Genomic DNA, 24,130 nt, shown 5'->3' with positions numbered 1-24,130 from the left:
GTCAAAGTGCGGCGCGGTTCTGAGCGGCAGAGGCACCTGGCCAGATCATCTGCACCCCTACCACTGAGGCGAGCTGATCGGTGCTGGCCACTGGTGCAGTGGTACCGACAGGGGTCATCGTCACGGTCACGGTGTTGGTTTGTGAGTTGAAGTCGGTGGTGGCGTGGTAGTAGCTTTGCGAACCCTCGGCAATGGGAATGCCGAGAAAGGTGATACCCCAGGCGGATTCCTGTTGGAAGGTTTCCTGGAAGTCCTGGTAGTTCGCTGTGGTATAGGTCAGCGTCATTACCGGTTGCTGTGCGATCATCAGCCGACCAATCGCGCCAAAGGTGCCATTTACGCCGAAATCGTAGGTGGGCCTGGGCGCGAATCGATACCCGCTCTGGTCGCTGCTTCCATTTACCGCCTCGGTGATCGGCTCGGGGAACCACCAGCCCTGGCCAGACGTGATGTCGTACGCGGTAAAAGTGGGTGAAACAGTCGTCACACCGTTGAACGTGAGGGTGATATCGCACTCGCTCAGTGAACTGTCTGCGCTGAACATGTTGTAAGAGCTGCCTCCTTCGCCAGCGAATTCGAGGAAGAAGAGCAGGTCGCCGACGCCGGCAGCGCCCCCTTCTGCCGATACCTGTACGGTGTTGGAGCTTTGCTTCTGCACGTTGAAGCTGGCCGAGAAGCTTTTCCCGGTTCCCGAGGCAGGCAAGAGGTTGTTCTGGATCTGCGCGACTTTCTCGGCGATATCCATGGCCACGACAATGGAGGTCACGCCTTTGTCGTCAACGGTGGTCATGAAACCCGGTTTGACGGCAGTCAGCGGCGGTTGCGGGCTGATGTTGGCAACGACCTGGCGCAGTTCGTTGTTGAATGACAGTACCGCAGACTGGATATTGGCCACCGAGCTGGTGTTGGCCAGGTAAGTGATCAGGTCATTGGCCACTTGATCGCCACCCAGCGGTGGGCTCAGCAACGCCGTAGGGTTCAGGCTGGTGCGCAATTGCTGCAGGGTGAGCCCTGCAGGCCCCCAGGACAGAACCTGCCCTGAAATATAGGTCAGCTGCTGCGCCTGGTTGGTGTAGCTCGAGGGAATCGGTCCCTGGCTCGTAGCCCAGTCGGTTATGAGCGTGGTGACCGTGGTGGCGTTGGCCAGGATCGCCTGGTTCAATGCCGCTGCATCTTGTGCGTCCAGCACGTAGGAGGTGGCGTTGAGCACGTTGAACAGCGCAGTGGTTAGCGCTGTGCCATCGGTACCCACGTAGCCGTCCTCGTTGTAGGCCAGGAGGCGATTAAGCCAGTTGAAGGTCAAGGCATTGAAGTTGGTGCCATTTTGCCAGAACCAGGGGAAATCCCCCAGGAAGGTCTCATCCAGCGCAACCATGGCCGGCATGTTCAGATTCGCCGCCAGAGGCGCGGCGGCACGCTGGATTTCGCTGTATACCGTTTGCTTCAGATCATTAGACATTTGAGCAATCTCCGGAAGGATGAGGCTCACCACTGCATTGCCTGCCGGATGGTTCCGTACCTGCTGGCAGCGGTTCACCGTCGCCGCCTTCTATGGCTGCGACACCCCGAGAGTCCCAAGTCCTCAGATTCAGGATAAGTAATGTTACGGATACAAACGGTTACAGCGCTTTAGTAACCTCATTCGTCGTATTGAAGGCTGGGTGCACAGCCCTGTGCCAGGCAGCCTCGGGCTGTGCGACGCGTGTGTTGTGGGCAGGAAAACGAAAAAAGCCGCGCAATGCGGCTTTTTCCTGGTATCGCTGGGCGTTGAGGCCACACCCTTATTTATGCAGCGTTTCTGCCGCATACAATGTGTTCTCCAGCAGGCACGCCCGGGTCATCGGCCCGACGCCACCCGGCACCGGGGTGATCCAGCCAGCGCGGGGCAGGGCGGTCTCGTAGACCACGTCGCCGACCAGCTTGCCATCGTCCTGACGGTTGATACCGACGTCGATGACAATCGCGCCTTCCTTGATCCACTCGCCCTTGACCAGGCCCGGCTTGCCGGCGGCGACTACCACCAGGTCGGCGCGGCCGACGTGGCCGGCCAGGTCCTTGGTGAAGCGGTGGGTGACGGTCACGGTGCAACCGGCCAGCAGCAGTTCCATGGCCATCGGCCGGCCAACGATGTTGGAGGCGCCGACGACAACCGCGTTCATGCCGTACAGGTCCTGACCGGTGCTTTCCAGCAGGGTCATGATGCCTTTTGGCGTGCACGGGCGCAGCAGCGGGATACGCTGGGCCAGGCGGCCGACGTTATACGGATGGAAACCGTCGACGTCCTTGTCCGGGCGGATGCGCTCGAGCAGCAGCGAGGCGTCCAGGTGCGCCGGCAGCGGCAGCTGCAGGAGGATGCCGTCGATGTTCGGGTCATCATTAAGGCGATCGATCAGCTCGGTCAGCGCTTGCTGCGTGGTATCGCTGGGCAGGTCGAAGGCCTGGGAGATAAAGCCGACCTCTTCGCAATCCTTGCGCTTGTGCGAGACATAGACTTGAGAAGCGGGGTCGGTGCCGACCAGGATCACCGCCAGGCCAGGCGTACGCAGGCCTTGCTGGCGACGCTCCACGACACGTTGGGCGATCTGCTGGCGCAGGCTGGCGGCGATCGCCTTGCCGTCGATAAGGTGTGCAGTCATGACGCGTGATTAACCATCGAGAGGGAATAAAAAGAGCGCGCATTCTCGCATGAAGGGGGCCGAGGGCAAAGGCGCTTGGTCCGGCAATTGCCCTAAGCCCTTAAATAAAATGAATTTTTTTCAAAAAATAGTTGACGACCTTTTCGCTCGTCTATAAGATTCGTCGCACTTGTCGGGCAGAGCCTAGCACTGGTTAGCAAGGTCAGGCAGAATGAGCAGATTTATTAGCTTGTTCAGTACGGCTAAAGTTAATTTGTAATCGTAACAGAAAGCAGATTAAATATGCGCCCGTAGCTCAGCTGGATAGAGCATCCGCCTTCTAAGCGGATGGTCGCAGGTTCGAGTCCTGCCGGGTGCGCCAATAGGCAGCTTTGGCACAAGTAAAGCGATAAATGCAATATGGTGGACGTAGCTCAGTTGGTAGAGCGCAGGATTGTGATTCCTGTGGTCGTGGGTTCGATTCCCATCGTCCACCCCATATTCCAAAAGGCGCCCGATGAAAATCTGGCGCCTTTGCTTTAAAAGCTTCATGCGGACGTGGTGAAATTGGTAGACACACTGGATTTAGGTTCCAGCGGCGCAAGCTGTAAGAGTTCGAGTCTCTTCGTCCGCACCATCCAAACTTTCACCGCCCTTCGCTGAAGTGCGTGAATGTGCCAGCAGGTAGCTTTGACACAAGCACAGCGGCAAATGCAATATGGTGGACGTAGCTCAGTTGGTAGAGCGCAGGATTGTGATTCCTGTGGTCGTGGGTTCGATTCCCATCGTCCACCCCATATTCCCAAAGGCGCCCGATGAAAATCTGGCGCCTTTGTTTTAAGCGCTTCATGCGGACGTGGTGAAATTGGTAGACACACTGGATTTAGGTTCCAGCGGCGCAAGCTGTAAGAGTTCGAGTCTCTTCGTCCGCACCATCCACGCTTTCACCGCCCTTCGCTGAAGCGCCTGAAAGCCTCGAAAAAGCCGCCTTGTGCGGCTTTTTTCGTATCTGGGGTTTGACGCCTGCGGCTACTTTTTCGCCAAATAGAAAATAGTTTCAGATAAAACTGATTTTCATTTCCCTTTTCCATTCCTTCGCGTGACCTCCCTTGCAAGATCATTTCATCTGCAAGGGAGCGCCTCGTGAAGAGCACACAGCCGGCCGCCGTTCAGCGGCTGCAGCACAACAACAAAAGCGGTGCATGGAAAGTTGCGTGCAGTGCGCTGGCCGCACTGGCATTGGTGGGCGGGTGCAGCGGCTGGTCGTTGGCATATGCAACTGAAAGGGTGGCGACCCAGCAAGCGCCGTTGCGCAAGCCTTACGACATTCCGCCAGGCCCGCTGGCACCTGCCTTGAATCAACTGGCTGGGGCTGCAGGGGTGACCCTCACCTTTGATCCGCAGCTTGGCGAAAATCGCAGCACCCAAGGCTTGAGTGGCGATTACACGCTCAAGGAAGCCTTCGACTTGTTGTTGATGGGCACCGGCCTGTGGGTCGAGCGGCTGAAGGATCGCACCTATGTGCTGCGCGTGAACGAGTGCAGCGATAGTGCCCTGGAGGTCGGGCCGACCATGGTCGGCGCTTTGGCTGAACGGCCCGGGGCGATCCAGAGCAGCCGCGAGGTGCATGCCGAGCGCCAGGACCTCAACAGCGTGGTGCGCTCGATACCGGGCACCTATACCCTGCATTCGCGCAGCCAGCCGGGGGTGTCGGTGAACATCCGCGGCCTGGCCGGGTTGGGCCGGGTCAATACCATGATCGATGGCGTCACCCAAACCTTCCGTAACAACGCCGGCCACGGTTCGGGCGGGCCGATGGCTTTTGTCGACGCCAACCTGCTGGCTGGGGTGGATGTGCAGCGTGGCTCGGTGGATGGCGCCGAAGGTGCCAATACCCTGGGCGGCTCGGCGAACTTTCGTACCTTCGATATCGATGACATCGTCAAGCCGGACCACCGCGTAGGTCTGCGTACGACCTATCGCACCGGTAACAATGGCTACGGCAATACCCGCATATTCGCCGCCGGTGCCCGTACCCGCCCGGAAGATGTCGAGGGCGTTTACGGCTTGGTCGCGGCAGTCAGCAGTACCCAGACCGGCGAGTACAAGACCACCAATGGCCAGTCCAACGAATACGACACCACCAAGCAGAACCCGCGCTCCGGCTTGCTCAAGCTGCGCCTGCAGCCTAACGACATGCATCGCCTGGACCTGAGTGGGGTGAAGTACCGCAACGAGTTCTATCACAACTACCCCTGGCAGCTGGATAACGAGACCTATCGCGCCAAGTACGCCTATACACCCTACAGCGAATGGCTGAACCTGACGGTCAATGCCTACCAGAACAAGACCGAGCTGGAGTATCCGCCGGTAGAAGACTCCCACTACATCGGTCGCAAGACCCGTGACGATGCCCACGGCTTCGACCTGACCAACGTCAGCCGTTTCAACCTCGGGCCGGTAGAGGCGAGCTGGAGTAATGGCGCGCGTTACTACACCGATGATTTCGTCGCCCAGACCCCGGAGAAGCGCGGGGCCAACCCCGAGGGCAAGCAGGCCACCCACAGCCTGTTCAGCACCCTGGAGTTTAACTACGACATCTATGCCCTGACCCTGGCCGGTCATTACGACGGCTACAAGGTCAGCGGTCATGTGCCCAAGTGCTCGATCATTGGCCAGTGCCGCGGTATCGACGGTGGCGACATAGACATTACCCGCCGCGAACACAGCTTCAACCCACGGGTTGGTTTCGCCGTCAGACCTTACGACTGGATGCAGCTCTACAGCAGCTGGTCGCGCACTTCGCGGGCGCCGCGGGTGCAGGAAATGTTCTTCGAGAAAGTGCCACTGGAGGCCGATGCCAGCGACGCCGACGGTGTCGGTGCCAACCCGTTCCTGCGTCAGGAGCGTTCGACCAACTACGAGTTCGGGGTCAATTTCAGTCGCAGCGGGCTGTTCACCGACGCCGACTACGGGCAACTGAAGATCAACCGCTTCATCAGCAAGATCGATGGCTACATCACGCCGCAGTCGTTCGACATCCTCGATGACGACGGCGAAGAGTCGGCGAAGATGAACTGGGTCAACTGGCCTGAAGAAGTGCGCATGAGCGGTTACGAGTTGGAAGGCCGCTACGACGCCGGCTTCTTCTACGCCAACCTGTCGTGGACCAAGGCCACGACCAAATCGCCGACCACCTCCGGCATCGAGCTGGAGGACATCAACAGCCAGCCGGACCGCTTCTGGACCCTCGACCTGGGTACCCGCTGGTTCGATGAGCGCCTGGTGCTGGGTGCCCGTGGTGAATACGCCGGGCCGTCGGAAACCAGTTGGGACTGGTATGAGACGAAAAAATCCAACGCCACCGGCGTGATCTGGGACCTGTATGGCAGCTACCGGGTGCAGGACAACCTGAGCCTGTTCTTCAACGTCGAGAACGTCGGCAACAAGGTCTACAACAACAGCGCCTCGGTGGACTACCTGATGTCGGCGGTGATGGACCAAGGCAACGGTCGTGGCCGCACGACCTCGTTCGGCTTCACCCTCGAATACTGACAGGACCCTGTATGTTCAAGTCTTCCTTTATAGGGATGGGGCTGGCACTGCTTGCGGGTTGCGCCAGCGTCAATGCGCCGGTGGCCGACAGTGCCTACACCCGGGTCGAATCGCACATTCCCGGATGGGGCGCGATCATCGAGCTGGGCAGTGGCAAGCAGATCTCGCCCACTCAACTGCTCGATGAGCTGGCGCCGGCCCAGACGGTGATGGTCGGCGAAGTGCACGACAACTTCGCCCATCACCTGATCGAACAATGGCTGGCCACTCACCTGGCGCAGCGTCGGCCCCAGGGCGCGGTGGTGCTGGAAATGCTCGACAGTGAGCGGCAGCGCCCGGTGAATGAAGTCCAGGCCTGGCTGGGGCAGGGCAACCAGGTGCGCAGCCAGCGGCTGAAACAGATCATCCACTGGGACGAGCGCTGGAGTTGGGAGCAGTACGGCCCCCTGATGGAGGCCCTGATGACGGCGCCGTCCACGCTGTTGGCCGGCAACCTGCCGGCCGCTGAGCGCAAGCGCTTGATGGCGGCAGCGGTACAGGACCCTGGCGGCCTGTTCCCGTCACCCGACATTGCCGCACGCCAGCGCCAGTACATCAAAGAGATGCATTGCGGGCAGATCGATGCCGTGCGCATGAACGGTCTGCTTGCGATCCAGCAGGCCCGCGACCTGCGCATGGCGCAGGTGCTCGATAGCGCCGAAGCGCCCCGGCTGTTGTTCGCCGGTGTCCTGCACACGCTGAAAAGCCTGGGTGCCCCGCAGTACCTGGCGCAAGGCGCGAGTGATCCGGGGCTGAAAGTGCTGGTGATCAGCGAGCAGGGCCATAGCCTGACGACCCGGGATGCCGACTATGTCTGGCTGCTGCCAGCTGAGAATGCCGACGGTGCCGCCCTGGTTGCCGACGCGGGCGGCTGCGATCAGCCCGCCCATTGAACCCTTCACTACAAGGAATTTATCCATGACTCAACTGACTGATACCGGGTTCAAGTGCCTGGACCTGCCCGCCGTGCAAGTGGCCGCCCAACTGCATACCCTGGGCCCGGTGCGCACCCGCACACCGGCCAGCCACGCCTCGATCGAGCAACTGGGCCGTTATCCGCAGTCCGACGACATCAGCGAAGCGGGGTTGGTGATTGGCGCGGACGGCCTGGATCTGCGCTTGAACCTGCGCGCCTGGCACTGGGTCGGCATCTCGCTTGATCCTGAGGTGGGTGTCTACGGCCTTAGGGTCTTCGATCGCCACGGCAAACTGCTGCTGTGCCTGACCTCGACAGAGCAATCGTCACTGGCCGGTTGGGCAGCGCTGTATGGACAGTGCGTCGAGAAACCGGCCGATTTCAGCGTGCAACCTTCCTTCAGCAAGCGCAATCCGCAAGTGCCCGGCCTGGTCGAGGAGTGGGCGGCGATGGCCAACGTCCATGAGCACTTTGCCTTGCTCAAGCGCCACGGCCTGAGCCGCTTCGAGGGCAACGCCCTGGTGGCGCCGCAGTTCGCCCGGCAACTGGCGCAAACCAGCCCGGTCGCGGTGTTCCGGCAATTGGCTGCTAGCGCACTGGAGTTGATGCTGTTCGTCTACAGTGCCGGTAGCGTGCAGATCTTTACGGGCCGATTGACGGGCATGAGCGAGGCGGGCACTGAGCTGCTGTTTGATATGCCCGCCAGTGAACAGGCGGCGCCTACCGGCTTCAGCATCGCCGATGCGCCGGATGCGCAAATCTGGCGCGTCTATAAGCCTAACCAGGTCGGTGGCGTCACCAGCCTTGAGTTTTTTGACGCCGAGCAGCGTCTGATCGTCCAGGTGTTCGCCCGTCGCCCGGCGGGGCAGCCTGAGCAGTTGGCCTGGCGTGAATGGCTGGATGCTCTGGAGGCGGCGCGATGAAGGGTTTGCTCCTCGGCCTGCTGGCGGCGTGTACGGCAATGACCGTACAGGCCGAATCCGCCGACACCCTGGTGATCGGCAATGACCTGGCGGAAATCGTCGATCGCCTGGGCGGCACCTCGCGCCTGGTCGGCCGCGATGATTCCAGTCGTTATCCTGAAGCCATCGCCAGCCTGCCATCGGTAGGCTACTTGCGCCAACTCTCGGCAGAAGGCGTGCTGACCCTCAAGCCGCAACGGCTGCTGATCAGCGATGCCGCCCGCCCGACTAGCGTACTGCGCCAACTCGGCGGTCTCGGGCTTGAGGTCGTAAGCGTCGCCCGAGGCAAGGGTATTGGCGATATCCCGGGCAAGATCGAGCAGGTTGCACAGGCCATGAATCGCCAGGCACAGGCTCGGCCGTTGCTCGATGAGCAGCGCCAGCTAGCGGCGGCGCTGGCAACGATGCCGGCATTGAAAGGGCCAAAGGCGGTGTTCATTTTCAACCGTGCCGGCATGACGCCGTTGATCATGGGGCGTGGTACCGAAGCCCAGGCCGCGCTGGAGCAGGCCGGTATCGAAAACGGCGCTGGCTTCAATGCCTATAAGCAAGTGGCAGCGGAAGCCATGGTGGCGCTGGCACCGGACTTCGTCATTGTCAGCAAGGCCGGGCTGGCAGCATTGGGCGGTGAAGACAACCTGTGGAAGCTCGGCGGCCTGGCGCACACTCCCGCCGGACAGCATCGGCGCCTGGTGCTGGTCGATGACCAGGCGCTGCTCAACCTCGGGCCGCGTACGGTGCAGGCCATGTTGCAGTTGCGTCAGGACGCGGGAGCGCTGTTCCCATGAAGGGCGCCGGGAATGTCTCGTTGCCGACCCTGGTGCTGATGCTGGCAGGGTTGTGCGCGATGCTGGCTATGTGCTCGCTGGTCGGCAGTATCGGCTTGTCGCCGCGGATTCTGCTCGGCGAGCTGCCAAGCGCGCTGGAGTGGCAGGTGTGGAGTGAAGTGCGCCTGCCTCGGTTGCTGCTGGCGGTGCTGGTGGGGTCGACCCTGGCCGCTGGCGGCACAGCCATGCAGGGCCTGTTTCGCAACCCCTTGGCCGACCCGACGCTGCTGGGCCAAGCCAGCGGCGCGGGGCTTGCGGTTTCGATCTGGGTGGTGCTGTTCAATGGCCGCTTTGCCGGGTTGGAGCGCTATGGGCAGTTTCTCGCCGGTTTCATCGGTGCCTTGCTGGTGACCCTGGTGATTTTCCGTATCGGTCGTGGTTACAAGGGGCGTGAGTCGACCATTACCTTGCTGCTCGCGGGGTTGGTGATCAATACCCTGACCGGCGCTGTGGGCGGCATCCTTACCTACCTCGCCAGCGAAGAACAGTTGCGCCAACTGAGCCTGTGGGGCATGGGCAGCCTGAGCAGCGCCGAGTGGTCGACCCTGGCCGTGGCCTGCCTGGTCCTGCCATTGGCCTTGTGGGTGTTGGCGCGTTGCGCCGCTGACCTGGACCTGTTCCAGCTGGGGGACGTGTCTGCCCACGCTGCCGGGCTGGATGGCGAGCGGTTGAAGAGTCGCGTGGTCCTGGCTTCGTCGCTGGGGGTGGGCTTGTGTGTAGCCTTGAGCGGCATCATCGGTTTTATCGGCCTGCTGGTGCCACACTGCCTGCGCCTGTATTTCGGCCCGGGCCATCGTTTGCTGATTCCGGCTTCGATGCTCTGCGGCGCGATTCTGCTGCTGGTGGCCGATACCCTGGCGCGCAGCCTGACCAGCCCGGCGGAAATCCCCGTAGGCCTGGTCACCAGCATCATTGGCGGGCCGTATTTTCTCTGGTTGTTACTCGGTCGCAAGGTGCGGGAGTTCTGAGATGCTTGAACTGATCAATGTCAGCCTGGAACAGCCGTTTGCCCTGGCACCCATCAATGCGCAGATCAAGGCCGGTGAGCTGCTCGGGCTGATCGGTCCCAATGGCGCAGGTAAAAGCACGCTGCTTTCGCTGATTTCTGGCTACCTGCAGCCAGATTCCGGGCGCATCGAATTGCTGGGTCGTGAGCTGGCTGCTTACCTGCCCGGACAACTGGCGCGCAGGCGGGCCCTGGTAACCCAGCAGATGGACAGTGCCTTTGATTGGCAGGTCGATGAGTTCATTCGCCTCGGTCAGCAGCATCCAGGTGAGCCCTGCGCGGGCATTGTCGACGCCCTGGATATCCGCCATCTGCTGGGGCGCGGGGTGTTATCCCTGTCCGGTGGCGAGCTGCAGCGGGTGACCATTGCCCGGGCCATGAACCAGCTGGCAATCAGCCCCACGACTGACGCCTGGCTTGATGGCCAGGGTTGCCTGCTGTTGCTCGACGAGCCCACCAGTGCCCTGGACATCGGCCAGCAGCAGAACCTGATGCGGGTTTTGCGCAAGCTCGCGAGCTCCGCGCGGATTGCCGTGGTGTGCGTGCTACACGACCTGAACCTGGCGGCGCGTTATTGCGATCGCCTGTGGTTGCTGGAAAACGGCCGGCTCTGTGCCCGTGGTGCGCCAGCCCAGGTGCTCAGCGAGCAACGTATCGCCCAGGTATTTGCCGCCCAGGTGCACGTCAGCCCGATGGGCCGGCACCAGGTGCGCATCGAGCTGGCGCCGTAAAAGGTGCTTAACGAGCGTTCAAGGTCACCCAGTAGCGCGAACGTCGCTGCACCTGCAGCGGCAATGAATGGGGCAGGGCGTCGAGCACCGCATCGGTATCGGCCAGCGGATAGACGCCAGAGATACGTAGCGCGGCAACCTCGTCGCTGCAGCGCAGCAGGCCTGGCCGATAACGGCTGAGCTGCTCGACAAAGGCATCCAGGCGCATGTTGTCAGCCACCAGCAAGCCCTTGCTCCAGGCCGGCTCGGCCTGGTCAGCGGTAGCCGGCTCGATGCGCGTCGGGGTGAAGCGGGCGCGTTGCCCCGGTGTCAGGCGCAGGGTGCTGCCTGGCGACTGCTCGGTGCGCACCTCGATCGCCCCTTCGAACAGCGCGACCTGGGTCAGGCCCGGTTGCAGTTCGACGCAAAAGCGCGTCCCCAAGGCCCGCACCAGGCCCTGCGGCGTGGCCACGCCAAGTGGCCGTTGGGCGGCGTCCGGCGGGTGTCCGCTGCTGATCAGCACGCGCCCGCTGTATAACTCGATGCGGCGTTGCTGGCTATCGAACTGCACTGCTACCTCGGTGTCGGCATCCAGGGTCAGCTGGCTGCCGTCCTCCAGGGTAATGTGCTGCGGCGCGCTGGCACCGTTGCTGTAGGTCAGGGGCTGACTAGGGCGCCAGACGTTGCGGTAGGCCAGTTGCCCGGCGCAGCCGAACAGGCCGAGCAGCGCCAGGGTTTTCAGCGTTTGTCGGCGACTGCTCCGCTTGCCGAGGGACAGGCTCTTGTAGCCGGCCTGCGGCTCCAGCCCGGCCATCCTTCGGCGTAGCGCTTCGATGTGCAGCCAGGCGCGTTCGTTATCCGGATGGGCAGCGCGCCAGTGTTCCAGCGCTTGCTGCTGCTCGGGGCTGAGCCGGCCTTCCATGGTTTCGGTGAGCCATTGTGCAGCTTCGCGGGTGGTGCGCGGATTGAATGGAGAAGGGCTCATGACAGGTCGGCAAAAAAGCAGTGTTGGTTGGCTCGAACCAGGTAGAGCTTCACCGAGCGGCTGCTGACCTGCAGGCGCTCGGCGATTTCGGCGATCTTCAAACCCTGCAGGTGCGACAGCAGGAACGCTTCGCGGACCTTGCCCGGCAAGGCGTCGAGCATGCGGTCGAGCAAGGCCAGTGCTTCGAGTGCCAGCACGCGGACTTCGGGTGAGGGTTCCACTGTTTCGGGCAGGCTGGCCAACGCTTGCAGATACGCCTGTTCGACCAGGCGCCGGCGATAGACATTGGCCATCAGCCGCCGCGCCACGGTCGACAGGAACGAGCGCGGCTCGCGAATTCTGAACAGGTCCTTGGAGCTGAGAATGCTCAGGAAGGTGTCCTGGGCAATGTCGGCGGCATGTTCCGGGCAGCCGATGCGGTTTCGCAGCCATCGGTGCAGCCAGCGGTGATGGTCGTTGTAGAGTGTGCTCAGGCAGGTGTTGAGCGTGGCTGGAGAGTGGCGGGTGTCCATCGGGAGCGAGATCGGCATCGGGGTTTCGGGAGCGCAGTATAGCGAGACTAATTATCAAATGTTAATGATTGTCATTAGTGTCTTTGTGGCGGGCTTGAAACTGACTTGCCACTTGATCGCGCATGGCTAGTGACAAGCGATCAAAAGCTGATAGATTTCAGCCGGTTGAAACAGTGGCCGGGTTTGCGGTCGCGAAAAGGAAGAGCACCATGATTTCACCCGAACGTCAGGCCATTGCCCTGCAGCGCTATCTCCAGGCCCATCCGCAGATGCGCGAGGAGATCGCCGCGCTCAGCGAGCACGAGCAGGCCCAGCAGATCCTCTGGGCCTTTGAGGATGCCGCGCAGGAGCAGGGGCTGGAACCCTGGGAGTTGACCTTGCAGTTGATCGCCGAGTCCCCCGAGGAGCTTGCGGCCATGCGCCTTGAGGTGCACCGCGAAGCGGCCGAGGCGCTGGGGATGGAGTGGGAAGAGTATTGCGCGTTCAATGACATCATCGAGGAGGCGCCGTAATGCGGCGACTCGGTTTTGTAGTGTTTTGACAATATTTTCTGCAGCCCCGGGGCTGGATCGTCATGCGTTCACGTGTGGGGTCCAGGCCAGGGCCTGTGTGTGTTGAGCGGCCCTCGGCGGGGTTTTTGCCGGGGTCTTTGAATGAAATGGACCGGCGTGCTTTCCCGTCGTCTTGAACGGGGTGACTTCTGGCCTTTGAGCCACTAGAATGCTTGCCCTTGATTCTGGAGTCGGGTATCGCCGGCTAACGTCTGTGCAACGAGGAATATCCATGCAAGTTTCTGTTGAAAATACTTCTGCTCTCGAGCGCCGCATGACCATCGCCGTTCCGGCCGAGCGCGTCGAGACCGAAGTCAACAAGCGTCTGCAACAGACTGCCCGTCGTGCCAAGGTCCCAGGCTTCCGTCCTGGCAAAGTGCCGATGAGCGTGATCCGTCAGCGCTACGAAGACGCCGCCCGTCAGGAAGCCTTCGGCGACCTGGTACAGGCTTCCTTCTACGAAGCCGTGGTCGAGCAGAAGCTGAACCCGGCTGGCGCCCCTGCCGTCGAGCCAAAATCGTTCGAAAAGGGCAAGGACCTGGAATACGTCGCCATTTTCGAAGTATTCCCTGAGTTCACCGTTGCCGGCTTCGACTCGATCGCCGTCGAGCGCCTGAGCGCCGAAGTGGCTGACGCCGACCTGGACAACATGCTGGAAGTGCTGCGCAAGCAGAACGTTCGTTTCGAAGCCGCCGATCGCGCTGCCCAGAACGAAGACCAGCTGAACATCGATTTCGTCGGCAAGGTCGACGGTGAAGTGTTCGCCGGTGGTTCGGCCAAGGGCACCCAGCTGGTGCTGGGTTCCGGCCGCATGATCCCGGGCTTCGAAGAAGGCCTGGTTGGCGCCAAGGCCGGTGAAGAGCGCGTTCTGAACCTGACCTTCCCAGAGGACTATCAGAACCTCGACCTGGCTGGCAAAGCCGCCGAGTTCACCGTGACCGTCAACAGCGTTGCCGAGCCAAAGCTGCCTGAGCTGACCGAAGAGTTCTTCGCCCAGTTCGGCATCAAGGAAGCAACCCTGGAAGGTTTCCGCACCGAAGTTCGCAAGAACATGGAGCGTGAACTGCGTCAGGCGATCAAGACCAAGGTCAAGAACCAGGTAATGGACGGCCTGCTGGCTGCCAACCCGATCGAAGTGCCGAAAGCCCTGCTGGAAAACGAAGTGAACCGCCTGCGCGTTCAAGCCGTTCAGCAGTTCGGTGGCAACATCAAGCCTGAGCAACTGCCGGCCGAGCTGTTCGAAGAGCAAGCCAAGCGCCGCGTCGTGCTGGGCCTGATCGTCGCCGAAGTGGTCAAGCAATTCGACCTCAAGCCAGACGACGCCCGCGTTCGCGAAATGATCCAGGAAATGGCCTCGGCCTACCAGGAGCCTGAGCAGGTCGTGGCTTGGTACTACAAGAACGACCAGCAGCTGAACGAAGTCCGTTCGGTTGTGCTGGAAGAACAAGTTGTGGATACTGTTCTGCAGAAAGCGACTGTGACCGACAAATCGGTCTCTTACGAAGAAGCTGTCAAGCCAGCCCAGGCACCTGCCGACGCTGAGTAATACACCTGCTTCGTAGGAAAACACCACAAGCCAGCCTTCGAGCTGGCTTGTGCGTATTCAAGACATGACTATTTGGGAGTGAGTGCAGGACATGTCCCGCAATTCTTATTATCAGCAGAGCTCTGACATCCAGGCCGCAGGCGGCCTGGTCCCGATGGTTATCGAGCAATCCGCTCGTGGCGAACGCGCCTATGACATCTACTCGCGCCTTCTGAAGGAGCGGGTGATCTTCCTGGTCGGCCCGGTAGAGGACTACATGGCCAACCTGGTAGCGGCGCAGATGCTGTTCCTTGAAGCGGAAAACCCGGACAAGGATATCCATCTCTACATCAACTCGCCGGGCGGTTCGGTGACTGCCGGTATGTCGATCTACGACACCATGCAGTTCATCAAGCCGGACGTCTCGACCATCTGCATCGGCCAGGCCTGCAGCATGGGCGCCTTCCTGCTGGCTGCGGGTGCAAAAGGCAAGCGTCATTGCCTGCCGAACTCGCGGGTGATGATTCACCAGCCACTGGGCGGTTTCCAGGGCCAGGCGACGGATATCGAGATCCACGCCAAGGAAATCCTTTCCATCAAGTCGCGTCTGAACGAATTGCTGGCCTTCCACACAGGTCAAGACCTGGAGACCATCAAGCGTGACACCGAGCGCGACAATTTCATGAGCGCCGAGCGCGCAGCCGAATACGGCCTGATCGACTCGGTCTACGACAAGCGGCAACTGGCCTCCTGAATCCGGGTGCCAGAGCAGGCGGGCGCGCATTGCGCCTACCTGCGGACTTGAAAAAGCCCGCAATTGCCTTCATCTTGTGTTGCAAGCCTACCGGATTGGATCGATCGAATGACTGACACCCGTAACGGCGAGGACAACGGCAAATTGCTCTATTGCTCCTTCTGCGGCAAAAGCCAGCACGAAGTGCGCAAGTTGATTGCCGGCCCCTCGGTATTTATCTGCGACGAGTGCGTCGACCTGTGCAACGACATCATCCGTGAGGAGGTGCAGGAAGCCCAGGCCGAAAGCAGCGCGCATAAACTGCCTTCGCCGAAAGAAATCAGCACCATCCTGGACCAGTACGTCATTGGTCAGGAACGTGCGAAAAAGGTACTGGCGGTAGCGGTGTACAACCACTACAAGCGCCTGAATCAACGCGACAAGAAGAACGACGATGTCGAGCTCGGCAAGAGTAACATCCTGCTGATCGGTCCGACGGGCTCGGGTAAGACCCTGCTCGCCGAAACCCTCGCGCGTCTGTTGAATGTGCCGTTCACCATTGCCGATGCCACCACCCTGACCGAAGCCGGTTATGTGGGTGAGGACGTCGAGAACATCATTCAAAAACTGCTGCAAAAGTGCGACTACGACGTGGAAAAGGCCCAGATGGGCATTGTCTACATCGACGAAATCGACAAGATTTCGCGCAAGTCGGACAACCCGTCCATCACCCGTGACGTCTCGGGCGAGGGCGTGCAGCAGGCGCTGCTCAAGCTGATCGAGGGCACGGTCGCTTCGGTTCCGCCGCAAGGTGGCCGCAAGCACCCGCAGCAGGAGTTCCTGCAGGTCGATACGCGTAACATCCTGTTTATCTGTGGCGGTGCGTTCTCGGGCCTCGAAAAGGTCATTCAGGCACGCTCCACCCGTGGCGGCATCGGCTTTGGTGCCGAAGTACGCAGCAAGCAGGAAGGCAAGAAGGTTGGCGAGTCGCTGCGTGAAGTCGAGCCTGACGATCTGGTCAAGTTCGGCCTGATCCCGGAATTCGTTGGTCGTCTGCCTGTGCTGGCGACGCTCGACGAGCTGGACGAAGCTGCGCTGATGCAGATTCTGACCGAGCCGAAGAACGCCCTGACCAAGCAGTACGCCAAGCTGTTCGAAATGGAAGGCGTGGACCTGGAGTTCCGCAGCGATGCGCTCAAATCGGTGGCTCGCAAGGCCCTGGAGCGCAAGACCGGGGCTCGTGGCCTGCGTTCGATCCTCGAAGGCATCCTGCTCGACACCATGTACGAGATTCCTTCGCAGAAGGATGTCAGCAAGGTGGTGATCGACGAGAGCGTCATCGATGGCTCCTCGCAGCCGCTGTTGATCTATGAGAACAGCGAGCCGCAAGCCAAGGCTGCACCCGACGTCTGAGTCGCCCTGCGGCTCGATTCAAGCAAGGGGCCTTCGGGCCCCTTTGCTTTTCCTGTCGCAGCGCTTGTTTTTTTGCGGGCCTGCCCCCACATTAACTCCACGCTCAAATTCCATCGGTTTCCGGCCATAAGGCCGCTGTAGAGGCGAAATCATGAAGACCACCCTCGACTTGCCTCTCCTGCCATTGCGTGATGTCGTCGTCTATCCGCACATGGTCATCCCACTGTTCGTGGGGCGCGAGAAGTCCATCGAGGCCCTTGAGGCCGCGATGACGGGCGAGAAGCAGATCCTCCTGCTGGCCCAGAAGAACCCCGCTGACGACGATCCAGGCGAAGACGCCCTGTACCGCGTCGGTACCATTGCCACCGTCCTGCAACTGCTGAAACTGCCCGATGGCACCGTCAAGGTGCTGGTCGAAGGTGAGCAGCGCGGTGCCGTTGAGCGTTTCAACGAAGTCGACGGGCACATTCGTGCCGAGGTTTCGCTGATCGACGAGTCCCAGGCTGCCGAGCGCGAGTCTGAAGTCTTCGTCCGTAGCTTGCTGTCACAATTTGAACAATATGTTCAGCTGGGCAAGAAAGTCCCGGCTGAAGTCCTGTCGTCGCTCAATAGCATCGACGAGCCTGGGCGCCTGGTCGACACCATGGCAGCGCATATGGCGCTGAAGATCGAGCAGAAGCAGGAAATCCTCGAAATCCTCGACCTGTCGGCCCGTGTTGAACACGTGCTGGCGCTGCTGGATGCCGAAATCGACCTGCTGCAGGTCGAGAAGCGCATCCGTGGCCGGGTCAAGAAGCAGATGGAGCGCAGCCAGCGCGAGTACTACCTGAATGAGCAGATGAAGGCCATTCAGAAAGAGCTTGGCGACAGCGAAGAAGGTCACAACGAAGTCGAAGAGCTGAAAAAGCGCCTCGACGCCGCCGGCCTGCCCAAGGATGCCTATGCCAAGGCCCAGGCCGAGCTGAACAAGCTCAAGCAGATGTCACCGATGTCGGCTGAGGCCACTGTCGTGCGTTCCTACCTCGACTGGCTGGTGCAGGTGCCGTGGAAGGCCCAGAGCAAGGTGCGCCTGGACCTGGCCAAGGCCGAGGAAATCCTCGACGCCGACCATTACGGCCTGGAAGAGGTCAAGGAGCGCATCCTTGAATACCTCGCCGTGCAGAAGCGGGTGAAAAAAATCCGTGGCCCGGTGTTGTGCCTGGTGGGCCCGCCGGGTGTGGGTAAAACCTCCCTGGCCGAGTCGATCGCCAGCGCCACCAACCGCAAGTTCGTGCGCATGGCCCTGGGTGGCGTGCGTGATGAAGCCGAGATTCGCGGTCACCGTCGTACCTACATCGGTTCGATGCCGGGTCGTTTGATTCAGAAAATGACCAAGGTTGGCGTACGCAACCCGCTGTTCTTGCTCGACGAAATCGACAAGATGGGCAGCGACATGCGTGGCGACCCGGCCTCGGCGCTGCTGGAAGTGCTCGACCCCGAGCAGAACCACAACTTCAACGATCACTACCTGGAAGTCGACTACGACCTCTCGGACGTGATGTTCCTCTGTACCTCCAACTCGATGAACATCCCGCCAGCCCTGCTGGACCGGATGGAAGTCATCCGTCTGCCGGGTTACACCGAAGACGAGAAGATCAACATCGCGGTCAAGTACCTGTCGCCCAAGCAGATCAAGGCCAACGGCCTGAAGAAGGGCGAGCTGGAGGTCGATGTCACGGCCATTCGCGACATCATTCGCTATTACACCCGCGAAGCCGGTGTGCGGGGTCTGGAGCGCCAGATCGCGAAAATCTGCCGCAAGGTGGTTAAAGAGCACGCCGGCCTCAAGCAGGTGGCGGTGAAGGTCACGGGCGAGCAGCTCGAGCACTACCTTGGCGTGCGCAAGTACCGCTACGGTCTGGCCGAGCAGCAGGATCAGGTCGGTCAGGTCACAGGCCTGGCCTGGACCCAGGTGGGCGGCGAATTGCTGACCATCGAAGCGGCAGTTATCCCGGGCAAGGGTCAACTGATCAAGACCGGTTCGCTCGGTGATGTCATGGTCGAATCGATCACCGCCGCGCAAACCGTGGTGCGCAGCCGGGCGCGGAGCCTGGGTATTCCTGCCGACTTCCACGAGAAGCGCGACACCCATATCCACATGCCCGAAGGTGCTACGCCCAAGGACGGTCCAAGCGCCGGTATCGGCATGTGCACCGCCCTGGTTTCGGCCCTGACCCAGATTCCGGTGCGTGCCGATGTGGCCATGACCGGCGAGATCACCCTGCGTGGTCAGGTGCTGGCGATTGGCGGTTTGAAGGAAAAACTGCTGGCCGCTCACCGTGGTGGAATCAAGACGGTGATCATTCCGGAAGAGAATGTGCGCGATTTGAAGGAAATTCCTGAGAATATTAAGCAGGATCTGCAGATTAAACCGGTCAAATGGATTGACGAAGTCCTCCAAATTGCGCTGCAATACGCCCCGGAGCCCTTGCCCGATGTGGCTCCGGAGATTGTCGCCAAGGATGAAAAGCGCGACAGCGATTCCAAGGAAAGAATCAGCACGCATTAGTACGTATTTGGCTGGGGGGCTTTCTTGACAGTATTTTCAGGCCCTTGTTATAAAGCGGCACTTAAGTGTCAACAGGCCACCCAGCGCTCGTTTAGCTTTTCATTACATACTTAGAAACAAACTCAATAGAGATATAAGGGGACTTAGAGTGAACAAGTCGGAACTGATTGACGCTATCGCCGCATCTGCTGATATTTCGAAAGCTAGCGCTGGCAAAGCGCTGGACGCAGTAATCGAATCCGTCACCGGCGCCCTGAAGGCAGGTGACTCCGTGGTACTGGTAGGTTTCGGTACCTTCTCCGTCACCGACCGTCCAGCGCGCACCGGCCGCAACCCGCAAACCGGCAAGACCCTGGAAATCCCTGCCGCCAAGAAGCCTGGCTTCAAGGCTGGCAAGGCTCTGAAAGAAGCCGTCAACTAAGTCGCTTCCTTCAGGCACACGCCTAACCGAGCCCGGTTCACGCCTGGCCCGGCTGCCGAGCGTCGGGAGGCCTGATACCAGGTTCCCGGCGCTCGGCCAGTTACGAGAAGGCGCATCCTCGGATGCGCCTTTCTTCTATCAGGACTCTACCCACGCTCCACGGTTGGTTCATTCAGTACAACCGTTTCTGGGGGACGCATGCTGCAGAATATCAGGGACAATTCACAAGGTTGGATTGCCAAGACCATCATCGGTGTCATCGTAGCCTTGATGGCACTGACCGGCTTCGATGCCATCTTCCAGGCCACCACCAACAGCCAGGACGCTGCCAAGGTCAATGGCGACACGATCAGCCAGAACGAGCTGAGCCAGGCCGTCGACATGCAACGTCGGCAGCTGATGCAACAGCTGGGCAAGGATTTCGATCCGGCCATGCTCAACGAGCAAATGCTGCGTGAAGCCGCGCTCAAGGGGCTGATCGATCGCAAGTTGCTGCTCCAGGGCGCCGAAGACGCCAAGTTCGCTTTCTCCGAGGCAGCCCTCGACCAATTGATCCTGCAAACGCCTGAATTCCAGGAAGATGGCAAGTTCAGCGCCGAGCGCTTCGACCAGGTCATTCGCCAGATGGGCTACGGCCGTCTGCAATTTCGCGAAATGCTGGCCCAGGAAATGCTCATCGGCCAACTGCGCACCGGCCTTGCCGGCAGCGGTTTTGTCACCGACGACCAGGTCAACGCTTTCGCCCGTCTGGAAAAACAGACCCGTGATTTCGCTTCGCTGACCTTCAAGGCCGATCCGGCCGCGGTCAAGGTCACCGACGAGCAGATCAAGGCGCACTACGACCAGCACGCCAAGGAATTCATGAGCCCCGATCAGGTCGTCATCGACTACATCGAGCTGAAGAAGTCCGCGTTCTTCGACCAGGTTGAAGTCAACCAGGACGAGCTCAAGGCGCTGTACGAGAAAGAAATCGCCAACCTCGCCGAGCAGCGTCATGCCGCGCATATCCTTGTCGAAATCAACGACAAGGTGAACGAGGGGCAGGCCAAGGCCAAGATCGAAGAGATCCAGGCGCGTCTGGCCAAGGGCGAAGACTTTGCCACCCTGGCCAAGGAGTTCTCCCAGGACCCGGGCTCGGCCAACAACGGCGGTGACCTCGGCTATGCCGGGCAGGGCGTCTATGATCCGGCCTTCGAAGAGGCGCTGTACGCGCTGAACAAGGACCAGGTTTCGGGGCCGGTGCGTACCGAGTACGGTTTCCACCTGATCAAGCTGCTCGATGTCCAGGCGCCGGAAGTGCCAAGCTTCGACAGCCTGAAAGACAAGCTGACCCGCGAGCTCAAGGCTCAACAGGTCGAACAGCGCTTTGTCGAAGTGACCAAGCAACTGGAAGACTCCGCGTTCGAAGCCTCCGACCTGGCCCAACCGGCTCAGGAGCTGGGCCTGAAGGTGCAGACCTCGCCGGCGTTCGGTCGTGAAGGCGGCGAAGGCATCACTGCCAACCGCGCCGTGATCCAGGCTGCGTTCAGCACTGAAGTGCTGGAAGCGGCTGCCAACAGCACGGCCATCGAGCTGGATCCGGAAACCATCGTTGTGCTGCGCGTCAATGAACACCGCAAGCCTGTGCAACTGGGCCTTGAAGTCGTCTCCGAGAGCATCCGCAAGCACCTGGCCAAAGAGCAGGCGACTGCCGCACTGAAGACCAAGGCCGATGCCCTGATCGCCGGTCTGCGTGATGGCAAGACTGCCCCGGCGGCCAGCCAGGACGGTCAGGCCTGGAAGGTTCAGGAAGCGGTTTCGCGCAGCCAGGAAGGTATCGACCCGGTCGAGCTGCAGGCGTTGTTCCGCATGAGCAAGCCAGAAGCCAAGGACAAGCCGGTGTACACCAGCGTTACCCTGGCTGACGGTAGCCTGGTGGTGCTGCGCCTGAACGGCGTCAACGAAGGCGCTGCGGCCACTGAAGAAGAGAAAGCGACCTACCGCCGCTTCCTCGCTTCGCGTGCTGGCCAGCAGGACTTCGCGGCGTACCGCAAGCAGCTGGAAGCCAAGGCGGATATCACTCGCTACTGAGTGCTTGATGCTTGAAACAGAAAAGGCCGCTTATGCGGCCTTTTCTGTTTTTATCGCGGGGCAAGCCTGCTCTCGCCGGTTTATGGGAGCGGGCTTGCCCCGCGAAGAGGCTACTGAACGGCAGCTGGCGCCAGAAACGCCGCCTCCAGCAACTGCCGCGTATACGCATGCTGCGGATCGGCAAAGATATCCGCCGCCACCCCTTGCTCTACCACCTGGCCCTGCTTGACCACCATCAACTGATGGCTGAGCGCTTTGACCACCGCCAGGTCGTGGCTGATGAACAGGTAGGTGAGGTTGTACTTGCTCTGCAATGAGCGCAGCAGCTCCACCACCTGGCGCTGCACGGTACGGTCCAGTGCCGAGGTTGGCTCGTCAAGCAGGATCAGGGCCGGCTTGAGCACCAGCGCCCGGGCGATGGCTATGCGCTGGCGCTGACCGCCGGAGAACTCGTGCGGATAACGATGCCGCGCCTGCGGGTCGAGCCCCACCTCATGCAAGGCGGCAATGATTGCCTGCTCCTGTTCGGCGGCGCTGCCCATGCGGTGGATGCGCAGGCCTTCGCCGACAATATCGCTGACGCACATGCGCGGGCTGAGGCTGCCGAACGGGTCCTGGAAGACCACCTGCATCTGCCGGCGCAATGGCCGCACCTGCTGCTGGGTCAGGTTCTCCAGGGCCGTGCCCTGAAAGCGGATGCTGCCCTGGCTGCCAAGCAGGCGCAGGATCGCCAGGCCCAGGGTCGACTTGCCCGAACCACTTTCGCCGACGATGCCCAGGGTCTGGCCCTGGGGCAGGCTGAAGTTGATGCCGTCCACGGCCTTGACGTAATCGACGGTACGCCGCAGCAGGCCCTTCTTGATTGGGAACCACACGCGTAGGTCCTCGACCTGCAGCATCGGTGCGCCAGGCGGGTTACCGGCCGGGCCGCCGCTGGGTTCGGCACCGAGAAGCATCTGCGTGTAGGGGTGTTTGGGGTTGCGGAACAGTTCTTCGCAATCGGCCTGCTCGACGATCTGGCCCTTTTGCATCACGCAGACCCGATGGGCGATGCGCTTGACCAGGTTGAGGTCGTGACTGATCAGCAGCAGGGCCATGCCCAGGCGCGCCTGCAACGATTTGAGCAGTTCGAGGATTTTCAGCTGCACGGTGACGTCCAGCGCGGTGGTCGGCTCGTCGGCGATCAGCAGGTCCGGCTCGTTGGCCAGGGCCATGGCGATCATCACACGCTGCCTCTGACCGCCTGAGAGCTCGTGTGGCAGCGCTTTGAGGCGTTTGTAGGGCTCGGGTATGCCGACCATCGCCAGCAGCTCCAGGGTGCGCTCAGTGGCCGCCTTGCCGCGCAGGCCCTTGTGCAGCAGGAGGATCTCGTTGATCTGCTTTTCGATGTTGTGCAGCGGGTTGAGCGAGGTCATCGGCTCCTGGAAGATCATCGCGACACGGTTGCCGCGGATGCGCCGCATCTTTTTCTCGTCGAGGGTCAGCAGGTCGTTACCTTCGAACAGGATGCTGCCGCTAGGGTGGCGGGCCAGCGGGTAGGGCAGCAGGCGCAGGATCGAATGCGCCGTCACCGATTTGCCCGACCCGCTTTCGCCGACCAGGGCCAGGGTTTCGCCGCGGCGGATGTCGAAACTGACCCCTTCGACCACTCGCTGGCACTGATCGCCGGTGACGAACTCGACGGCCAGGTCGCGGACTTCGATCAAGGTTTGCTTGCTCATCTCATTTCCTCGGGTCGAAGGCATCGCGGGCGGATTCGCCGATGAACACCAGCAGGCTGAGCATCAGCGCCAGCACGGCAAACGCGCTCATGCCCAGCCAGGGCGCTTGCAGGTTGGACTTGCCCTGGGCCACCAGTTCACCCAGCGACGGCGCCCCCGGCGGCAGGCCGAAGCCGAGGAAGTCCAGGGCGGTCAGGGTGCCGATCGCGCCGGTGAGAATGAACGGCATGAAGGTCATGGTCGAGATCATCGCATTGGGCAGGATGTGCCGGTACATGATCGCGCCGTTCTGCATGCCCAGCGCCCGCGCCGCACGCACGTACTCCAGGTTGCGCCCGCGCAGGAACTCGGCGCGCACCACATCCACCAGGCTCATCCACGAGAACAGCAGCATGATCCCCAGCAGCCACCAGAAGTTCGGTTGCACGAAGCTGGCGAGGATGATCAGCAGGTACAGCACCGGCAGCCCCGACCAGATTTCCAGGAAGCGCTGCCCGGCCAGGTCCACCCAGCCGCCGTAAAAGCCCTGCAGGGCGCCGGCAATCACGCCGATGATCGAGCTGAGGATGGTCAGGGTCAGGGCAAACAGCACCGAGATACGGAAACCATAGATGACCCGCGCCAGCACGTCGCGGCCCTGGTCGTCGGTGCCCAGCCAGTTCTGCGTCGACGGCGGGGCAGGGGCGGGGACCTTGAGGTCGTAGTTGATGCTCTGGTAGCTGAACGGGATCGGCGCCCACAGCACCAAGCTGTCCTTGGCCGCCAGCAACTCGCGGATGTACGGACTCTTGTAGTTGGCCTCCAGCGGGAATTCGCCGCCAAAGGCGGTTTCCGGGTAGCGCTTGAGCGCCGGGAAGTACCATTGGCCGTCGTAACGCACCGCCAGGGGCTTGTCGTTGGCGATCAGCTCGGCGCCCAGGCTCAGGCCGAACAGGATCAGGAACAGCCACAGCGACCACCAGCCACGGCGGTTGGCCTTGAAGCGCTCGAAGCGCCGGCGATTCAGAGGTGACAGGTTCAT

Annotated in this window: 19 protein-coding genes and 5 tRNA genes; 18 read left to right on the top strand and 6 right to left on the bottom strand. The window is 61.2% G+C overall.

The window, feature by feature from the left end; genetic code table 11:
- Window position 1 precedes the first annotated feature (1 nt).
- A complete protein-coding gene (locus NLX68_RS13870) occupies window positions 2-1,537 on the bottom strand; it encodes a hypothetical protein (RefSeq protein ID WP_254284466.1) in 1,536 nt (511 codons plus the stop codon).
- A 244-nt stretch (window positions 1,538-1,781) separates the two neighbouring features.
- Window positions 1,782-2,636 (bottom strand): bifunctional methylenetetrahydrofolate dehydrogenase/methenyltetrahydrofolate cyclohydrolase FolD, encoded by an 855-nt coding sequence (gene folD, locus NLX68_RS13865; RefSeq protein WP_254284465.1) that lies wholly within the window; start codon window positions 2,634-2,636, stop codon window positions 1,782-1,784.
- 284 nt (window positions 2,637-2,920) lie between these two features.
- Between folD and NLX68_RS13860 the strand changes: the two genes are divergently transcribed.
- The 11 genes from NLX68_RS13860 (at window position 2,921) to NLX68_RS13810 (ending at window position 10,651) form a co-directional block, all read left to right on the top strand.
- A tRNA-Arg gene (locus NLX68_RS13860) sits at window positions 2,921-2,997 on the top strand.
- A gap of 41 nt (window positions 2,998-3,038) precedes the next feature.
- Window positions 3,039-3,114, top strand: a tRNA-His gene (locus NLX68_RS13855).
- 53 nt (window positions 3,115-3,167) lie between these two features.
- Window positions 3,168-3,252, top strand: a tRNA-Leu gene (locus tag NLX68_RS13850).
- A gap of 84 nt (window positions 3,253-3,336) precedes the next feature.
- Window positions 3,337-3,412, top strand: a tRNA-His gene (locus NLX68_RS13845).
- A 53-nt stretch (window positions 3,413-3,465) separates the two neighbouring features.
- Window positions 3,466-3,550, top strand: a tRNA-Leu gene (locus NLX68_RS13840).
- A 208-nt stretch (window positions 3,551-3,758) separates the two neighbouring features.
- The gene (locus NLX68_RS13835) at window positions 3,759-6,170 is read left to right on the top strand and encodes a TonB-dependent receptor (protein WP_254284464.1); all 2,412 of its coding nucleotides are present in this window, start codon (window positions 3,759-3,761) and stop codon (window positions 6,168-6,170) included.
- Window positions 6,171-6,181: 11 nt separating this feature from the next.
- Entirely contained in the window at window positions 6,182-7,102 is a 921-nt protein-coding gene (locus tag NLX68_RS13830; protein WP_254284463.1) for a ChaN family lipoprotein, read from the top strand.
- A 25-nt stretch (window positions 7,103-7,127) separates the two neighbouring features.
- Entirely contained in the window at window positions 7,128-8,048 is a 921-nt protein-coding gene (locus tag NLX68_RS13825; protein WP_254284462.1) for a ChuX/HutX family heme-like substrate-binding protein, read from the top strand.
- On the top strand, window positions 8,045-8,875 hold the full coding sequence (locus NLX68_RS13820; protein ID WP_254284461.1) for a hemin ABC transporter substrate-binding protein: 831 nt from the start codon (window positions 8,045-8,047) through the stop codon (window positions 8,873-8,875). Before NLX68_RS13825 ends, NLX68_RS13820 begins: the two co-directional genes overlap by 4 nt.
- Window positions 8,872-9,882, top strand: a complete 1,011-nt coding sequence (locus NLX68_RS13815) for an iron ABC transporter permease (RefSeq protein WP_254284460.1) — start codon at window positions 8,872-8,874, stop codon at window positions 9,880-9,882. Before NLX68_RS13820 ends, NLX68_RS13815 begins: the two co-directional genes overlap by 4 nt.
- Window position 9,883: 1 nt before the next feature.
- Complete coding sequence (locus tag NLX68_RS13810) at window positions 9,884-10,651, top strand: ATP-binding cassette domain-containing protein (RefSeq protein ID WP_254284459.1); 768 nt, start codon at window positions 9,884-9,886, stop codon at window positions 10,649-10,651.
- Between the two features lie 7 nt (window positions 10,652-10,658).
- Here the strand turns inward: NLX68_RS13810 and NLX68_RS13805 are convergent, their stop codons facing one another.
- Complete coding sequence (locus NLX68_RS13805) at window positions 10,659-11,615, bottom strand: FecR domain-containing protein (protein ID WP_254284458.1); 957 nt, start codon at window positions 11,613-11,615, stop codon at window positions 10,659-10,661.
- Window positions 11,612-12,145: a sigma-70 family RNA polymerase sigma factor gene (locus NLX68_RS13800; protein WP_302056200.1), complete on the bottom strand. Its 534-nt coding sequence runs from the start codon at window positions 12,143-12,145 to the stop codon at window positions 11,612-11,614. Before NLX68_RS13800 ends, NLX68_RS13805 begins: the two co-directional genes overlap by 4 nt.
- Before the next feature lie 191 nt (window positions 12,146-12,336).
- Between NLX68_RS13800 and NLX68_RS13795 the strand changes: the two genes are divergently transcribed.
- From NLX68_RS13795 to NLX68_RS13765, 7 genes are all read left to right on the top strand, one after another.
- Window positions 12,337-12,639 carry a DUF6388 family protein gene (locus tag NLX68_RS13795; protein ID WP_254284457.1) on the top strand — a complete coding sequence of 101 codons (303 nt, stop codon included), beginning with the start codon at window positions 12,337-12,339 and terminating at the stop codon, window positions 12,637-12,639.
- 271 nt (window positions 12,640-12,910) lie between these two features.
- A complete protein-coding gene (gene tig / locus NLX68_RS13790; RefSeq protein WP_254284456.1) occupies window positions 12,911-14,224 on the top strand; it encodes a trigger factor in 1,314 nt (437 codons plus the stop codon).
- Window positions 14,225-14,315: 91 nt separating this feature from the next.
- Window positions 14,316-14,957 carry an ATP-dependent Clp endopeptidase proteolytic subunit ClpP gene (clpP, locus tag NLX68_RS13785; RefSeq protein ID WP_130263951.1) on the top strand — a complete coding sequence of 214 codons (642 nt, stop codon included), beginning with the start codon at window positions 14,316-14,318 and terminating at the stop codon, window positions 14,955-14,957.
- A 108-nt stretch (window positions 14,958-15,065) separates the two neighbouring features.
- The gene (clpX, locus tag NLX68_RS13780; protein ID WP_010224368.1) at window positions 15,066-16,349 is read left to right on the top strand and encodes an ATP-dependent Clp protease ATP-binding subunit ClpX; all 1,284 of its coding nucleotides are present in this window, start codon (window positions 15,066-15,068) and stop codon (window positions 16,347-16,349) included.
- Between the two features lie 151 nt (window positions 16,350-16,500).
- On the top strand, window positions 16,501-18,897 hold the full coding sequence (gene lon, locus NLX68_RS13775) for an endopeptidase La (protein ID WP_010224367.1): 2,397 nt from the start codon (window positions 16,501-16,503) through the stop codon (window positions 18,895-18,897).
- A gap of 148 nt (window positions 18,898-19,045) precedes the next feature.
- On the top strand, window positions 19,046-19,318 hold the full coding sequence (locus tag NLX68_RS13770; RefSeq protein ID WP_010224366.1) for an HU family DNA-binding protein: 273 nt from the start codon (window positions 19,046-19,048) through the stop codon (window positions 19,316-19,318).
- 198 nt (window positions 19,319-19,516) lie between these two features.
- Window positions 19,517-21,388: a SurA N-terminal domain-containing protein gene (locus NLX68_RS13765; RefSeq protein ID WP_254284455.1), complete on the top strand. Its 1,872-nt coding sequence runs from the start codon at window positions 19,517-19,519 to the stop codon at window positions 21,386-21,388.
- A gap of 110 nt (window positions 21,389-21,498) precedes the next feature.
- Here the strand turns inward: NLX68_RS13765 and NLX68_RS13760 are convergent, their stop codons facing one another.
- Window positions 21,499-23,109 carry an ABC transporter ATP-binding protein gene (locus NLX68_RS13760; RefSeq protein ID WP_254284454.1) on the bottom strand — a complete coding sequence of 537 codons (1,611 nt, stop codon included), beginning with the start codon at window positions 23,107-23,109 and terminating at the stop codon, window positions 21,499-21,501.
- A 1-nt stretch (window position 23,110) separates the two neighbouring features.
- Window positions 23,111-24,130, bottom strand: coding sequence for an ABC transporter permease (locus NLX68_RS13755; RefSeq protein ID WP_254284453.1), 1,020 nt, complete (start codon window positions 24,128-24,130; stop codon window positions 23,111-23,113).

This window comes from Pseudomonas sp. SBB6 (assembly GCF_024213215.1).
Lineage (GTDB): Bacteria > Pseudomonadota > Gammaproteobacteria > Pseudomonadales > Pseudomonadaceae > Aquipseudomonas > Aquipseudomonas donghuensis.
This window is presented reverse-complemented; position numbering and strand designations above follow the sequence as displayed.

Coding starts and splice junctions, on each gene's coding strand:
- NLX68_RS13765 (WP_254284455.1), top strand. CDS start 19,517: ATGCTGCAGAATATCAGGGACAATTCACAAGGTTGGATTGCCAAGACC.
- lon (WP_010224367.1), top strand. CDS start 16,501: ATGAAGACCACCCTCGACTTGCCTCTCCTGCCATTGCGTGATGTCGTC.
- clpP (WP_130263951.1), top strand. CDS start 14,316: ATGTCCCGCAATTCTTATTATCAGCAGAGCTCTGACATCCAGGCCGCA.
- NLX68_RS13810 (WP_254284459.1), top strand. CDS start 9,884: ATGCTTGAACTGATCAATGTCAGCCTGGAACAGCCGTTTGCCCTGGCA.
- NLX68_RS13760 (WP_254284454.1), bottom strand. CDS start 23,109: ATGAGCAAGCAAACCTTGATCGAAGTCCGCGACCTGGCCGTCGAGTTC.
- folD (WP_254284465.1), bottom strand. CDS start 2,636: ATGACTGCACACCTTATCGACGGCAAGGCGATCGCCGCCAGCCTGCGC.
- NLX68_RS13800 (WP_302056200.1), bottom strand. CDS start 12,145: ATGCCGATCTCGCTCCCGATGGACACCCGCCACTCTCCAGCCACGCTC.
- NLX68_RS13795 (WP_254284457.1), top strand. CDS start 12,337: ATGATTTCACCCGAACGTCAGGCCATTGCCCTGCAGCGCTATCTCCAG.
- clpX (WP_010224368.1), top strand. CDS start 15,066: ATGACTGACACCCGTAACGGCGAGGACAACGGCAAATTGCTCTATTGC.
- NLX68_RS13820 (WP_254284461.1), top strand. CDS start 8,045: ATGAAGGGTTTGCTCCTCGGCCTGCTGGCGGCGTGTACGGCAATGACC.
- NLX68_RS13830 (WP_254284463.1), top strand. CDS start 6,182: ATGTTCAAGTCTTCCTTTATAGGGATGGGGCTGGCACTGCTTGCGGGT.
- tig (WP_254284456.1), top strand. CDS start 12,911: ATGCAAGTTTCTGTTGAAAATACTTCTGCTCTCGAGCGCCGCATGACC.
- NLX68_RS13815 (WP_254284460.1), top strand. CDS start 8,872: ATGAAGGGCGCCGGGAATGTCTCGTTGCCGACCCTGGTGCTGATGCTG.
- NLX68_RS13805 (WP_254284458.1), bottom strand. CDS start 11,615: ATGAGCCCTTCTCCATTCAATCCGCGCACCACCCGCGAAGCTGCACAA.
- NLX68_RS13825 (WP_254284462.1), top strand. CDS start 7,128: ATGACTCAACTGACTGATACCGGGTTCAAGTGCCTGGACCTGCCCGCC.
- NLX68_RS13755 (WP_254284453.1), bottom strand. CDS start 24,130: ATGAACCTGTCACCTCTGAATCGCCGGCGCTTCGAGCGCTTCAAGGCC.